Annotated in this window: 11 protein-coding genes; 2 read left to right on the top strand and 9 right to left on the bottom strand. The window is 48.6% G+C overall.

Going from position 1 to position 15,193, the window contains the following annotated elements; translation table 11 throughout:
* Positions 1-236 precede the first annotated feature (236 nt).
* Complete coding sequence (locus tag V5G20_RS03015; protein WP_024983737.1) at positions 237-2,288, top strand: transglycosylase domain-containing protein; 2,052 nt, start codon at positions 237-239, stop codon at positions 2,286-2,288.
* A gap of 76 nt (positions 2,289-2,364) precedes the next feature.
* Here V5G20_RS03015 and V5G20_RS03010 read toward each other — a convergent pair whose 3' ends face one another.
* Positions 2,365-2,643, bottom strand: a complete 279-nt coding sequence (locus tag V5G20_RS03010; protein ID WP_003388483.1) for a hypothetical protein — start codon at positions 2,641-2,643, stop codon at positions 2,365-2,367.
* Positions 2,644-2,891: 248 nt separating this feature from the next.
* On the bottom strand, positions 2,892-3,389 hold the full coding sequence (locus tag V5G20_RS03005; RefSeq protein ID WP_003388484.1) for a YwhD family protein: 498 nt from the start codon (positions 3,387-3,389) through the stop codon (positions 2,892-2,894).
* Between the two features lie 182 nt (positions 3,390-3,571).
* Between V5G20_RS03005 and V5G20_RS03000 the strand changes: the two genes are divergently transcribed.
* A complete protein-coding gene (locus V5G20_RS03000) occupies positions 3,572-3,871 on the top strand; it encodes a hypothetical protein (protein WP_003388486.1) in 300 nt (99 codons plus the stop codon).
* A gap of 233 nt (positions 3,872-4,104) precedes the next feature.
* On the opposite strand, the gene V5G20_RS02995 is transcribed toward V5G20_RS03000, so the two are convergent.
* The 7 genes from V5G20_RS02995 to V5G20_RS02965 all read right to left on the bottom strand — a co-directional run bounded on the left by V5G20_RS02995 (position 4,105) and on the right by V5G20_RS02965 (position 14,622).
* Positions 4,105-4,419 carry a hypothetical protein gene (locus V5G20_RS02995; RefSeq protein ID WP_031932691.1) on the bottom strand — a complete coding sequence of 105 codons (315 nt, stop codon included), beginning with the start codon at positions 4,417-4,419 and terminating at the stop codon, positions 4,105-4,107.
* Positions 4,420-4,452: 33 nt separating this feature from the next.
* Positions 4,453-7,113, bottom strand: a complete 2,661-nt coding sequence (locus tag V5G20_RS02990; protein ID WP_227277527.1) for a lipase/acyltransferase domain-containing protein — start codon at positions 7,111-7,113, stop codon at positions 4,453-4,455.
* Between the two features lie 69 nt (positions 7,114-7,182).
* Positions 7,183-11,199, bottom strand: coding sequence for an ABC transporter permease (locus tag V5G20_RS02985; protein WP_338463151.1), 4,017 nt, complete (start codon positions 11,197-11,199; stop codon positions 7,183-7,185).
* 4 nt (positions 11,200-11,203) lie between these two features.
* Positions 11,204-12,097, bottom strand: a complete 894-nt coding sequence (locus tag V5G20_RS02980; RefSeq protein ID WP_171506879.1) for an S-layer homology domain-containing protein — start codon at positions 12,095-12,097, stop codon at positions 11,204-11,206.
* Positions 12,098-12,173: 76 nt separating this feature from the next.
* Complete coding sequence (locus tag V5G20_RS02975) at positions 12,174-12,572, bottom strand: thioredoxin family protein (RefSeq protein WP_003388494.1); 399 nt, start codon at positions 12,570-12,572, stop codon at positions 12,174-12,176.
* 237 nt (positions 12,573-12,809) lie between these two features.
* Positions 12,810-13,334: a YwgA family protein gene (locus tag V5G20_RS02970; protein ID WP_003388495.1), complete on the bottom strand. Its 525-nt coding sequence runs from the start codon at positions 13,332-13,334 to the stop codon at positions 12,810-12,812.
* On the bottom strand, positions 13,327-14,622 hold the full coding sequence (locus V5G20_RS02965; protein ID WP_338463150.1) for an HD domain-containing protein: 1,296 nt from the start codon (positions 14,620-14,622) through the stop codon (positions 13,327-13,329). The genes V5G20_RS02970 and V5G20_RS02965 overlap by 8 nt, the downstream gene beginning before the upstream one ends.
* Positions 14,623-15,193: the final 571 nt, after the last annotated feature.

Here is a 15,193-nt window from a genome sequence, read left to right as displayed (position 1 = left end):
AGGCCGTTCTTGCCGTAATGGTCTACGACAGAAGCGAATGTTTCATAATTCGTATCTGCCAAGAAAATTATAGTAGCTGGCCCCCAAAATGCAAGATTTTTTTCAAAAACAATCATCCCCGGCAGGAAGCCAAGTTTATCCAGGTCCGTTTTTTCCCATACTAGATAGGAAAAACGATTCGTTTGTTTAGTATGCCCTGAAGAGCAAAATATTTTGGGAGGAAAGGACGAGATGTCATGGAAGTGATGCGGGAAGCTCCGCTGATCCGATACCTTCGCTTGGCAAAGAAATTCGTAAAATTTCTCATACTCAGCCTATTGTGCTGTTCGTTTGCTGCCCTGATGCTCATTCTGTACCTCCGCTCGCAGCCACTGCCCGAGGTGTTCATCAATCAGACCACCACGATTTATGCGGAAAACGGCGAAGTCCTCGATACGCTGCATCGCGGGCAGAACCGGATCGTCGTACCGCTCAAGGAGATGGCGCCCTCGCTCGTCCAAGCGACAGTAGCCATCGAGGACCGTTCTTTTCACGATCATTACGGAATCGACTGGAAACGTTTGGCGCGCGCTGCCTATGTGGATGTCATCCATATGGAAAAGGTGCAGGGAGCCAGCACCATTACCCAGCAGCTGGCGCGAAATCTGTACCTGACGCTGGACAAGACCTGGGAGCGAAAAATCAAGGAAGCGCTCCTCGCCATCCAGCTTGAGCTCAATTACAGCAAGGACGAGATTCTGGAAATGTACATGAACCAGATATACTACGGCCATTCGGCTTACGGCGCCCAGGCGGCAGCCCAGACGTATTTTGGCAAAAACGCCAAGGACCTGACATTGGCCGAAAGCTCCATGCTGGCCGGAATTCCGAAAGGTCCATCCTACTACTCCCCTTATGTAGATTTTGAAAAGGCCAAATCCCGCCAAAAGTTGATTCTGCAAGCGATGCAGCGCTCTGGATACATTACGGCGGAGCAGGCAGAGAAAGCCTTTGCCGAACCGATCAAGCTGAAGGACCGGGCTCAGGAAAAAGCGGTTGAACAAGCCCCCTATTTTCTTGACTACCTGGCAAGTCTGGTCAAAAACAGATACGGGATTGATGAGGAAACCTTTATTCACGGAGGCTTGAAGATTTACACGACACTTGATCCGGCGATGCAAAAGAAAGCCGAGGAAATCATCGCCGCCACCTTGCCCAAGAACAACCCGGACTTGCAGGTCGCCCTGGTAGCCATGGACCCCAAAACCGGACACGTCAAAGCGATGGTCGGCGGGAGAGATTATCAAAAAAGCCAGTACAACCGGGTTCTTGGAAAACGTCAGCCAGGCTCTTCCTTCAAACCGATTCTGTATCTGGCTGCCCTGCAAAACGGGTATACGCCGCTGACGATGATGAAAAGCGAGCCGACCGTCTTTACGTACGACAAGGTCAAGCAGTATATCCCGCGCAACTTCGGAGAGCGCTACGCTCACGACTTTATCAGCATGAGGGAAGCGATCAAAACCTCTGACAATATTTACGCTGTCAAGACGATCGACCATTTGACGCCGCAAAAGGTGGTCGAGCAAGCGAAAAGCCTCGGAATATCCAGTCCGCTTCAAGCGGTTCCTTCCCTGGCACTGGGCACGTCACTGGTTTCGCCTTTTGAGCTGAATGCAGCATACGCTGCGTTTGCCAACAAGGGCGAGTATGTAAAGCCGATCGCGATCACGCGCATTGAGGACAGCCAAGGGAACATTCTCGTGGAAGAAAAAACGGAAAGAACCCGGGTCGCTGATCCTGTCGCATCCGCGCTGCTCACCAACATGATGCAAAGCGTGTTTGAACGGGGCGGCACCGGTTACCGCGTCGCCAACATACTCAACCGCCCGGTGGCGGGCAAGACCGGCTCGACCGATTATGACGCGTGGTTGAGCGGCTTTACCCCTCAGCTCGTCAGCACGGTCTGGGTAGGCTATGACCAAAATCGCAAGGTAGATGACGTAAAGGAAGGCTATCTTTCCAAAAAGATCTGGGCCGAATTCATGGAAAAAGCACTGCAGGATCAACCGCCTGCCTTGTTTGAAATGCCCGCTGGGGTCGTTTCGGTCTATATTGATTCCAAATCGGGGAAACTGGCCACGGAACACTGTCCCGACCCACAGCTTTATTACTTTGCCAAAGGGACGGAGCCGCAGGAGTTCTGTACAGATCACCTTCCGCCAAACGAATCCCCGACTCCGCTCTCGCCTCCCGATTCGCCTTCCTTCTGGCAGCGAATGGGCAGTTGGTGGAGCCCGTCACAGTGATAGGGGAAGCTGCCGGTTTTTCAAAAAAAAGGGCCACACCTCATGCAGAACATCTGCAAGGGTTTGGCCCTTTTTGCTACTGTAACGTTGGCCGGGCAGCTTCGCCCTCTCCGGCCGTCTGTTCGCCGCCACCGACCACGCCATTTCCGTCCGTAAACAGGTGGTCGTTGTAAATGGTGATCATTCCGGCTTTTTCTAATTGATCCAGCACCTCAAACAGACTCTCCCGTTTACCGGCTGGCAATCGACCGATAAAGGTATTGATCTGCTGCGGAGAAACATGCGAGCGAAAATGGACGCCGCCATGTCGTACAAAGTGATCGTGTTCACCTTGTGTTCGGGTATGATCGGTCAACCGAAACGCCCCCTTGCTTCGACAATTTGGCCGTGCACAGTTAGTTTGTTTCGTATCCCTCGGGCGGATGCCCTGAAAATATTGTGTGAGCGCCTTCAAAAAAAGACAAACAGGGAAAGAGTGACGGCTCTCTCCCTGTTTGCTAACCTAGTGTAAATGTATACAGCTATGGAATTAAGTTTACCTGACTTCAATATTACTAACAATTGATTTCCTCATTTGTTCACATACCGTTCAAGATTTCCAACTCAGGCCAATCCTTCCTTTAACTCTGCGGAAGAATTGTTCCACATTTCTTCATTGTGCTCGATCAGCATCTTTTTCAATGCTGCTTTTTCTTTTTCGTTCAATTCAGAGACCATGATCCGCCGCTTCATGGAGTAGTCCATCCGATTGACGTGGTCCGCCAAAATCTTGTAGCCACGGCGCGCTTCCCGATCAATTTCCATATAGCATGCCGTTACGCCTGCATAATACGGACCTGCTTCATTGCGGTCTACCGTTACCCATACGACCCAGTAAGGCTTTCCGTTCGGAACCTCTTCCTTGTTCGTCGTCCATTTGATGCCTTTTTCAACGGAGCTTTTGGCATGAAGCGCTCCCATATCAATATAGGCTTCGTCCCCGTCGATAATCACAGACGATACGGCAGACAAGTCAAGGACGCCCTGACCATAACCGCCATGCACGTCAGTTTTGCCGCTGACGATCGTAAATCCGCCCTTTTTGCTATCAAAAATATCCATGCGTAACACCTCTTTGCTCACAGACTCTTGAGGATATTCTACCCCGAAACCACGCTGCACGCAATTTGTCCGCTTGCCCTGCTTTGACGGGCAGCACATTGCCAAAGATCATTTGCGTTCATACATCGGGCTCAGGAGGGGCACATTATGCTTATGCAACTGCATTGAAGGAGAATTACGCGATGACCGAAATGAACAATACGCAATCCCATGATCATCCAAGAGAACGCGATATCGAATTGAATAGACAACGCCAGCTGCAGGAGCCTTATCCTGCCGCAGCCAGAGCGGTAGACCAAATCGTTGCGGAAAAACGCGCTGAATCCCCACCTGGAGCCGGGCTCTCGAATGCTCCGGAAGAATTGGCGGGAATGGGCGACGGACTGGAAACGGATATCCCCTCCAATTACCAGGCCAGCTTTGGCCGATTGCCGAAGAGTCAATCCAGTTTCTCTGTAAAAAGAGACCCCGGGAGATTGTAGATTCAGCTTTGGAAAAGTCTCAAAATGAAACAGTCAGAAAGCGGAAGAGTACGAAAGCAGATTCGTACGAAAGTGGAACAGTACGAAAGTGGAACAGTACGAAAGTGGAACAGTACGAAAGCAAATCAGTACACGAAATCAATTCAGTACGAAAACAGTGGGCCGCCGTTTTACAGTAGGCGGCCATGCTACTTTTTAACAGGATCAATTGATCCCTTCCTGGATAATTCCTTTTACCCGCCTGTTTCTTTTTGGTTTTGGAAGGCTTTGACTGCTTTCTGGATTAGCCAAATAAGCAGTTGTACATTCCACGCGGTGTTGATGGCCAGAACAAGACTAAATTCCCAATCCAAAACAATCCACCCTTCCTTTGGACGGGCAAGCTCGTAGAACAAGAATGAAAGAGGCAAAGCTACGAAAATATTGATTAACGCTCTTGTTTTGAAAATGATCGTCGAAAAACCGCATATGGTTAATACTAATAACGGAATTCCGGTTGACCAGCCATAAATGATCGGACCTAAGACAAGGATAAAAAAGTAATCCAAATTTGCCCTCTCCTCCATTTTTAACGATTACTTTTATGTTTCACGCTTTAAAGCGTCTTCCTCATTTTTATCATCTTCTTCGTATTCCGCTTCCTCATTCACTTCTTCATCGTCAGAATTTTCATTCCCCTTTGATGAGTATGTGTCTATTAAAAAGGGAGAGACTTCCATGCCATTGCGCAATTGCAAACGGTCTTCGAACACCAACGGTTCCAAATCCAACACATGGATGACAACGATATTTCCGTGATACTCTACCTGAAGATTCTCCCAGTGTTCCTTTTTATCTGCTAAGATCGTCATTGTTTGTCCCGACTTTGTAAATGTAATCTCAGGAAACTCGCCATCCTCCCGCGAGATAATATAGTACAGATAATCCGGCTTCTGCGGTTTCTTTCTAAGGCCTGCCTGTATTTTTTCTACGCCTTTCAACAATTGGACAACTTGTTCAATTACCAGCGGGTCCTTGGGCAAAGCTGCATGGGCTGCCACTGCGTAAAACTTTTTAGCAATATCGCTTTGACCGTATTCGGCGCTTATATAGGGCACTGTTCCATCTCCTTCTCCACTATCATAAAAGGGCTTTAGAATATTTCTGCTTGTATTGTATTCGTAGCCAAGCAAAGTTTTTTGTCCGGTTCCAATAATGGAGTATTGCTGGACCCTCAATGTCCTCTTGTCCCATTTATTGTGTAGTGCCTCGGCCTGACGAACCAATGGGGTATAAGCAATCTTGACACGGCTGTCAGTCACCATGTCTTCATAGGTAAAGCTGTAAATCGGGTCTCTTTTTAAAACGATCGCCTTGTCAAAGTAAGTCGGTGATGGCAGCAGCTCGTAGACAGCGGGGGCATATTCTGCAATCACCCTCCCTGTTTCTTCGTGTAAAAAAGGCACTCCGAAGTTATACCCGAATTGGATGGCCTGATAAGCTCGAGGTGAGCCTAAAAAGGGGGTGCCCATATAAATGATTCGTTTTACCTTCGGCTGATAGGAAGCGTTTGATAGCAAGGTTTCTCTTGCCAACAGACCACCCATGCTATGGGCAACCAATTGAACCTGGCTTGCGCCTGACGCCTTTAGGGCCTCATCGATTTTTTCCTTCAGATATTTGGCATTGTCCTTGTTGCTGTAACGCCAATCATAGGGCATCGCAAACATGGTAATGTTTTTTCTGTATCCTTCTGATTCCAGACGTTTAACCATGCTGGCGTACTGCTCCGTCTCTTCCTTCACTTTATCAACTGGAAAGTAAGACAAATATTCAATCGCACGAAATCCCCCGTCTTCTTTCTCCGGGTAAACGGTAAATCCTTTGTTGAGGGACTCTACCTCGACACTGTTTTTCGCCACTGGCTTCAAGGGAAGATACATGCGATGGCGTGGATCGCGAATTCCAAAAACGATGTTATCCAGTGAAAGCCATGCTTCTAAGGTCAGCCTTTTTTCCTTTGCTTCCAGCCTTGATCCGCCAATCCCCGGAATCAAAATGACGGGGATCGTATTGCTGGTCACCTTCAAATGGTAGGAGTGATTCTTGAAGCCGGAGGTGCGGCTGGCAGCAACTTTCAGGTAGTATGTGCCGGGGTCTGCGTTAAACAAAATCTCCTCGTCCTTATTCTTCGGCCTGTCCGAAAACGCGATCTGCTTGTTGTTGCTGTCGAACAGGTACAGGTCCAAATCCATGCCCTCGGGAATATCCCAAAGCTTCGCTTCAATTGTTGAAGCCAGGTCTAAAGTAAGCTTGTAATAGTCAACATCACTTCGGTCATGGAGATTTGCAATGATTTCGCCATAATCAAGGGGATGTGCGTCTTTTATCGTGTTATTCGGCTCATACTCGTCCGGCTTGCCTTCCTCGCCAGTGTAAAAATCGCCCCGCAACAAGTAATAGCTCGAACGGTCAAACGTTCCATTATTCCCCATTATTTGAACATAGTACAATCGGTTTTTCTCAACTGCAATCTCCTCGACCTTTTGATCGGCCTGCCCTGGTTTGGTGGATCTCCCAATTTCCCTTTTCTCATCATCGAATACAAACAAGTGATAGTTCGCATTGGATGGCACCTGAGTCAATGAAAATGTTAGCGTCCCGTCTTTGGCAGGCTTGATCTTCCACGTATCAATATCGTCGCCAGTCGAAATTCTCCCGTGGGCATTTTTCCCCGCAAACATCCAGTCCGCTTTGGCAAACGTATCGTTCCGTTCCACCTCAAAGGTAGCTGGCACCCTGCGCAACGCGGATTCACTCGGTTTTTTCTTTCCTGCAAATCGGCGTTGGAAATCTTCATCCGCCTCCTCCAACTCTGCCTGTTCCAGCAGCTCCTCTCCGTCCGCATTTTCCCCGTCTAGGTTCGGCGGCGCTTCAGGCATATCAGCGGTCTCATCTACATCTGTCTCGTCTCTTACATCTGTCTCGTCTCTTACATCTGTCTCATTGCTTACATCCGTATCTCCCGGTACATCAGGTATTTGGGGCACCTCAGAGCCATCCTGATCCGGGTCCGATTCAACGCCATCCCCTGCTGTCTCCTGCGGCGGATGGTCCGCCTCGGCTTCTGCGACAGTCCCAGTGTCTTCATTCCAGCCAACGGGTTGACCCATCCTTTCTTTGGCTATACCGGCTGGAACAATACTGGAAAGCAAAAAGACCACCATGACCAATATGCTCGCGATCCTGATTCGCTTATTCACATAAACCCCCCCTAGCTTGTTCTTCTTCCACCGTAGGAAAAGACAGATAGGGGGTGCAAATATATTTGCCTATCGAGTTGTGTGATTGCGGATTCCCTGACGCTCCCAAGCATTTGCTGTCACGGCAAATGGCACACGATAATCGGTCAGTTCATGACCTTGGCCATTCTGTTTGTTCGGAAACGCGAATCCCTTTACGACACCAAAGCGGAACTGCACTGAGAAATGAACAGCGTAAGTGGAATCCTTTTTAAACCCTTTTTGCTTGTCTCCCATCAAGGGAGTATCGACCCCCATTTCCCGCACTCCCAATTTGGGAACGGCATAAGACGGCCCCTGCCACCAAATCGGTGTTGTCTTTTTCAGCGAAAGGGTCGATTGGAGCGTCGTGTTCCGGAGCCCCGTTTCGGAGATCCAGGATTGCGCCGCTGCAATGTCGGGATAGAGTGCGCTGACTGGGTGGCGATGGCGAGGTTCCAGCACGACATGGGTCAAAATTCGTTCGCCAGCGTAAAAGTCATCCGGCTTATTCGCCGGATAGCGGTCCCGCGCGGTGTACTCCTGCCACTCGCTTGTATGGCGGAGTACCCCTTTGGCATTTGGCTCAAATACCCCAAATTGACGCTCACTGCCTTTTACCGTTATGGTGTAGCGCCCCGACATGCTTTGATGCACGGTATTGGACTGGCAGGTCTCCTCTCCTTCTTCTCCGTCCTCCCCTGCGCTTTTGGCACAACGGTCGTACGAGAGGGCAAATTGCACATTGTAGTCCATCGTGATGACAAATCCGTTGATTTCGGCTTTGTATTTCATCGGGTTCAGAACCTGTCTCCAAGTCGTTTCTGTCGGCACAGTCGTACCGGTGTACAAGTAATCGCCGCCCATTGAGGAGCTGCTCACCTTCCATTCCTGAGGCGTCCCTGGACCCGATACTTTCAGATCGAGCTGCGCCGGGCTATACACCGCCAGGCTCTTTGCATCAGCAATGTACCCAGGGCTGACTGTTACACTTGCATTCTTGATTCCTTCCCCGCTGGCTGATTGCAGCAGCTGCGACTTGTATGTCTCGATATTCTGATTGATTTCCCGTTTTACTTGATCAAAGCCTTGATTAATCCTGGTTTGGTCAATGACGACGCGAATCTTCGCCGGCTCTCTCTCCCAGACCCCATCCACATTGACCTGCAGTCTCTGCAGTTGGCGGCCATCACTGTCATAGATGTCGAGTCCAATTTCACCGCCATCGAAGTCTCCTCCTCCAACCGGCGGATTCGGTATCTCCGGTTCTTTCGGCCCGTTGCCCCCGCCTTCATCACCTGTTACCTTTACGGGCCAAACTGCGCGGTTATCCGGCCAAATGGTCTCGTTATCAGGTTTGTCTTTATCCGGGTTGATATGGGCGATAAAATCCTCCGATTTTTGCGGATATTTGGTTGGAACGGTAATCTTCCGCACCTCTCCGGGTTTAAACTTGGCCACGTCCAGCATTGTTGCTTTGTCTGAGCTTTCCCAGCGGACGGCCAGCTTGGTATCGTGTTCCTGCTTGCCGTCATTCTTCACATCAAAGGTTATCGTCGCATCTGATCCGGCTGCTTGCGGATCAGCAGGGGTTATCTTGAAGCTGCTTTTTACGATGAGCAGGTTTTCTCCCTCGGGTTTTGGCGGCCCTTCCCCGATCTGTACAAAGAAAAAGCCATCACAATCCGCTGCTGTGCGATCCTCTGCATAAAATTCAACCTTGTACAATCCGGAAAGAGGAAAATAACCATCTGTGGCCGGGTCCATCGGAAAGATGATTTTTTGCTGGTATCTTGCATTCGTTGAATCGGAAAGCCATTTCCCATCGCGTTTTCGCTCCCAGGAACGTTTGTCTGGATCGAAATAATAGGTAACAAAGTCTATCTTTTCATCAGCAAAGAGTGTAAAGGAATGCCAGGGATCGGTCCATTGCTCCGGACTCATTTCCAGCGTCTCGCCGCGTTTAACCGGCTTGCTCCAAACAACGTCATCATCGCCGTATTTGCCGCCCGCTATCTTTGCTGTAAGAATGTAGCATCTTCTATCAGACAGAATCGGGAAGGTCATTTCTACGACACAATCTCTGTCACTTATGAAGACTAGTGTTACATCATCCCCGGCGTCAATCGTTTTCGGTAAGATCAACCGGAACCTTTCATTTGCTGCAAGCTTGCCAGACAGCGGTTTGTTCCTGTCCCCCTCTTTTATAAACCAAGAACCAGCGACATCGGCAGAAATATCCGTATGGGTATCGTACCCGTCCCCTGTAGCGGTCAGATTGGAGAAATAGAGATACTTCAAACCATTGTAGAGATTCTCTCCTGCCGGTGGATAATAGCTCGGAGGCTCACCATAAGCTTTAAATCCTATGCGTTTTTGTTCGTCGATCGTACAACTTGTATCCTTTACTTTGATTGTAATCGTCCACTCACATTCTGGGCGCTTTTCAAAGTCTGTTCGCTTTAGTTCCAAGGACAGCTTGTACGTTTTCCCGCGTTCCAGGGGAATGTCATAGCTTCTATCCGGACCTCGGTAAGGCAAGGAAACATGATCGGAGACATACGGACGCACGCGGCCATTGTCTCCCTCATCCAACGGGATTACCCTTTCTCGGCCATCAGGCATCGTAACATTCCACGTAGTATGAAACGGTTGCGTTTCACCGCCGCTATCTTTGTATGAAGCTACAAATTTCAGACTTTCTCCGGGCATAACTTCAATGACTCCACCCCTTGGAATGGCGTCTCCATTCACTTTGACGATGGGACAGCTGTCGTACTTGTCGTTTGGAGAAACAGCATAAAACTGCTTGTCCCAGCATAGCGTACCGTCGTCGCTTACGTATTTCACTGTAAAGGAGCCTGATGAGGGAACGTACATGATCCCCACCTTCCTGTTGTTCCCGGAGCCTATTTGCATCGGGGTGCCGTTGTAGGAAAAGGTGCCGGGCTTTGATGCGGTGAAGACGACCCTTGCATCTCTTTCAATGCGTTCCGTATCTCCTCCGCTCGGTACACCCTGCCGTTCCGTATCGTTTTTCTCTCCTTCGATTCGTATTTCCATGGTCGTTTTTTTGCAACCGGTTGGTGGTGGATCTGGGTCTTTGCCCCCGCCATTGTCCTCACCGGGAGGCGGTGGTACCTCGCCAACAACAAAAGGTGCTGCATAAGCAACACCTTGTCCGTCTACCGCGGGAGCATTTTTTGTATTTCTTGCATGGGTATCTGTGAATAGAATTCGTGCTTCATAGTTTCCAGCTTTAGTGGGTACCCATGTTTTCTGTGGAAAGTTTACAGATTGGCCGCTGCCGTTTCCTTCCCCACTAATCGGATACTCTGTAATCGCCTCAGAGAATGCCTTTTCGGTCTGCCCTGTATCCAGATTGTAGATGTAATAGTTTAAGACTTTTAATCCGCGATTGTAGATACTGTAGTCTTTTCCTTGGGCAGTTATCGTAACAGTTTGTCCGACTTCATATTTTGTCTTGTCGGTTTTGATACTTCCATCGGGGCGCTGGGTTGTGGTGAAGCTGGTTACCCCGACGTAGACTCCTTTCTCATGGCTCTGGGCTGCACGGTAACTATAAGGATTTCCCCTTCCACCGGACATTTCTGCTACTTTAGAAAGGAGGTATCCAGTATACTCTCGTCCTCCCCCTTCAGTAATACTTCCACCATAAAGTCCATTGTTGCTAGTCATGAAGGAGGGATTGCCGTTAAAGAGTCTCGCCCAGTCTCGCGCTTCGTCTAAATCGACAATTGGATATCCGTTATCTACTTTCGTCGATGCTTTTGAATAGTTGGCTACCTTACCCGTTCCATTTGTAGCTCCAGAATATCGTACGTCGGCTATAGTGAGGGACATCATGTCGCTAAGTCCAAAACCATTAATCTCGCTTTCAATACTATCTTTGATGCTATAATGCTCGTCGATCCATCCGGCAGTTCTACCGTAAGTATTTGGCGTAGACGTGGTAGCCTCAATTGAAGGAATAACAATAAAAGTAACTAGTGTATATACAAAAACAGTAAGCGCTATTACTACCCTATTAAAGAACTTTCTGTTCATCTCTTCACCTTGTACTTACACGATTAAGTGTAGGGAGATTTTGATACCTGTATCGAACTAATGATTTAGACTCTCCTTTAAACTTGACCGTAAATTCTGCAAAGTCTATTTGACTTGCATTGAGTGAGAAATTTCCAGAATCTATTGTCTTCACATCTCTGTTCTTAAATTGCACTGCAAGACGGGTATCAAAGCCCTTAAAAGATGGTAAAGTTCCCCTAAAGGTTCCATCTGAACTTCTCAATGATTTATGGAATTGTGTAGCAATTAATTCCGCTTCCTGAATACCTAGAAATTCCTTGTGTAAAAAGCGAAGTGTCAATGCCTGCTCCCCACGAGTTAGAGTCTCAAGTGAGTCATAACGAGATGTGGAAACACCATTCAGAAATGCTCCATTCTTCGCTTGAACCCAACCAGAATCTACAGCAGGTATTATGTAGTATTGATAATCATGCCTATGTAATCGAAACAAACTCTTCCAGGCATTAACCATCAATCTGCTAGCTTCCTCTCGATTCATAACTTTATTTGGATTGATCTCAACACCATCAAGAATTCCATCACGCTTTGCACGTTCATAGTAAACTTTCGCCCAATGATTTTCAGGTAATTCTTGTACAGGCTCACCCGAAGTCAACCCTTTAACATTTACCAGACCTGCAACCAAATCCGCCTGAGTAATTGGTTTGTCAGGCTGAAAACTCCCATCCGGAAAAAGCCACATCAATTTATTTTTCACAACATAATCAATCGCATCGCGATGTGGATGATTCTGATAATCACTTAGCTTGGCCGGTACTTGGGCTGCATTGGTTACCGGCACAAGAGCGGATAATCCTGCACCAATTGTCAGGACCAAAACAATTACGCTTGAAAAAAGTTTATAGAATCGCTTCAAGACACATCCTCCTTTTTCGCCATCTTCCCACACCTTTCTACCTTCCAATTATGGTATAAGTTACCTGTATAAGCAATCAAGAAGAATATGCGTCCATCTGCTTCTGAATAAACCGGTCAAGCACTTCCCCGGAAACATCCCCCTCCAGCTTATCCACTACCTTCCCATCCTTCACAATAAACACCGTAGGCGTAACCTCCGCACCCAGCTTTTCCGCCTCATCCAGCTCTTTTGGATTATGGATGTCGAGCCTTTCTACCCGCCAGCCAGAAGAAATATCCTGCACAGCTTCATCGAATTTAGGGGCGAATGTGGTGCAATATCCGCAACTGTCGCTGTACACGTACACGACCCTCCCTTGCTCCGCTCCCATCGTGACAGACATGAGAGCTGCGGCGAACATGCACCCGAGCACAAAGGTTATCCCCCAAATCCAGCGCCAGTTCTTTCCTCGCTGCTTGTATCCTGTCTTCATGAGGGTTCCCTCCCGAACAAGCTTTATAGTGTGTGTTGCTAACACTGTAATGGCGATATGCGTTTGTCAAAGAACGGTGAGTCCATTATGCCGTTTTCTCCTGGGACAAAAAAAAGCCGGTCATCTGACCGGCTGGTTGGCGAAAGGTACCGCAGCAGGCGCTAAAAACCCCGCTGCGCAAAACGTATTCATCATGGAAACAAGAAAGATGATTGCATTTTTTCCAACACAAAAAAACTATATCAACGGGGTATGACCAGCTTTCGTCAGCTCGCGGAGCTCTTCGATAAAAGCCAACCCCTTTTGAATCTCCTCTTCGGTATAGCGCTGTTTGCTCTTAAAGGTAAAAATCTTCGCTTTCATTTCTTCATAGGGAAGATGATTGAAGTAAAGGATGGTCGAGACCAGCTCAAGAAAACGGGAGTTCTCCTCGTTCATCCGCCGGATTGCTTGCTCGCCCAGTCCGAAATCGACTTCGTGAAAACGCAAAAAATCACGCCCGGTGTCATTCAGCGTATACCGGTACATGTGAATGGCCCCTTTGGTCTCCACCTGCTCGTCCAGAAGTCCCATGTTGCACAGCTCGTCCACGCGCAAGGTCAGCTCCTCCGAGTAAGGACCGTACATATGAAACTCGAACCGCTCATCGAAGTCCATATCCAGATGTTTCGCTATGTACACCATCTTTTGCAGCTTTTTGCGACCGCTCACTTCGCCCACGGTCTCGATTAAACGTATGATTTTGGCGTGACGCCTAAGCATCCTCCATCACTCCCAGACGATCTCGTATCTTTCCGGAGAGCTCCTCCGGCAATGCCATAACCTTGTCCATAGGAAAATACAGCTTGTAGTCAAACCGGCGTTTGCCGCTGATCGCCTGCACGATCTCCGACTTCTCCGACAGCTCGGTCAGCTCGCCTGAAGGCATTACCAGCATGATCGGAATCCGCTCTTCATCTTCGCCAGCACGGTAAAAATCATACGGAAGATCGGAGGTCGTGTCCACTTCCAAATAATAGGCCGGATCAATATCCGCAGACTGGAACAGCTCTTTCAAGTCTGCCAGCAAGCGGAAATCTCTTGGGTTATATTCGACGTATTTAAAGAGATTCCTGTCGAGAAAACGGGCGCATAAATCTTTCAGAACGGCATCATTTTCATTGCGCCAGAGCTGCATGTAAAAGAGAATGACCGACTCATCGAGGGACAAATAATCGGCAAGCTCTACTTGTTCATTTAGAAACTTCAGCAGGAGAGTCGGCTCCTGACGGAAGGGAAAGCCTTGCAGAAACAGCTCTTTCGCACGCTGAAAAATTTTGCGCAGAACCACTTCCGCACTGCGCGTCACCGGATGAAAATAAACCTGCCAGTACATCTGATAGCGGGACATGATGTAGTCTTCGACGGCGTGCATGCCGCTGTACTTAAAGACAATTCCGTCTTCGCCCGGACGCATGACGCGAAGAATCCGCTCGATCTCGAAATTGCCGTAATTCACGCCCGTGTAATACGCGTCGCGCAGCAAATAATCCATCCGGTCAGCGTCGATCTGGCTGGAAATCAGACTGACGATCAGCTTGTTGTCGTAAGTCTTGGCGATAACCTCAGCCACCCGTTTCGGAAAATCTTCACCCATGCGCTTCAGTATCCGGTTGATCTGGGTATCACCCTGCAGGATCGCCCTTGTCCAATCCTCATGATGATAGCGGAATACTTTTTCAAACGAATGGGAAAACGGCCCGTGCCCCACGTCGTGAAGCAGAGCAGCACAGAGACAAAGCAGCTTTTCTTCATAGGAAAGATGAATTCTCCCCTCGAACGTCTCCAGGATGCGGCGCATGATCTCATAGACGCCAAGCGAATGATTGAAGCGGCTGTGCTCACCGCCATGAAAGGTAAAAAAGCTCGTACCAAGCTGCCGGATGCGACGCAGACGCTGGAATTCCGCCGAATTGATCAAATCCCAGATCAGCTTGTCCCGTACATGTACATAGCTGTGCACCGGGTCTTTAAACACTTTTTCTTCGTCTAAAAGCTGGGGCTGTTTCAATCTGGTCACTCTCCCTTCCGGCTCGAAAAAATTCCTAGTTAAGTGGGCCGCGTTCAAAAAGTCCGGGAAAACCAGGCCGTTTCAGTTCAAGGCACGGCAGACCCCAGCAGCGGAGCACAGGTGCGGCTGTGTATGCTGAGCCTGTATGTGCGGAGCGCAGGTGAAGCTGTATATGCAGATGCTATGTATACGCGGATGGGTGGACAACAGCTTTTTCGGACGTGCGCCTCTCCCACATACGTCGCGGCATTACATGACAGTAGTCGGACCACATCATAACTTCGCAGCTTGCTTTTCCCGGACTTTTTGAACATCCTCTATCGGGATTATATCATATGCCTTGGGATGAAAATAACAGGCTTTGCCATTGCTATTTTCCCTTCGACATCCAGCGAGCTATGTACTTGTGTGCCTTCATTCGGGGAGGCTCGCGTTTGAAAGAGAAACGGACTTCTGTCCCTTAGGAGCAGAAGCCCGCCGCAAAGTGATAAAAGCATCTTTGCTGTATTCGGTACTTGTTTGTTTTCGGTACTAGTGTATTCGGTGCCTGTTTGTATTCGATGCTTTTACG

The sequence above is a fragment of the Brevibacillus borstelensis genome (assembly GCF_036700025.1).
Taxonomy (GTDB): Bacteria; Bacillota; Bacilli; order Brevibacillales; family Brevibacillaceae; genus Brevibacillus; species Brevibacillus borstelensis.
The sequence above is the reverse complement of the archived record's forward strand: the minus strand, read 5'-3'. Positions and strand labels throughout refer to the sequence as shown.

Excerpts from the sequence above, each read along its gene's own strand:
- V5G20_RS03015 (WP_024983737.1), top strand. The coding sequence starts at position 237 with ATGGAAGTGATGCGGGAAGCTCCGCTGATCCGATACCTTCGCTTGGCA.
- V5G20_RS03005 (WP_003388484.1), bottom strand. The coding sequence starts at position 3,389 with ATGGATATTTTTGATAGCAAAAAGGGCGGATTTACGATCGTCAGCGGC.
- V5G20_RS03000 (WP_003388486.1), top strand. The coding sequence starts at position 3,572 with ATGACCGAAATGAACAATACGCAATCCCATGATCATCCAAGAGAACGC.
- V5G20_RS02985 (WP_338463151.1), bottom strand. The coding sequence starts at position 11,199 with ATGAACAGAAAGTTCTTTAATAGGGTAGTAATAGCGCTTACTGTTTTT.
- V5G20_RS02975 (WP_003388494.1), bottom strand. The coding sequence starts at position 12,572 with ATGAAGACAGGATACAAGCAGCGAGGAAAGAACTGGCGCTGGATTTGG.
- V5G20_RS02970 (WP_003388495.1), bottom strand. The coding sequence starts at position 13,334 with ATGCTTAGGCGTCACGCCAAAATCATACGTTTAATCGAGACCGTGGGC.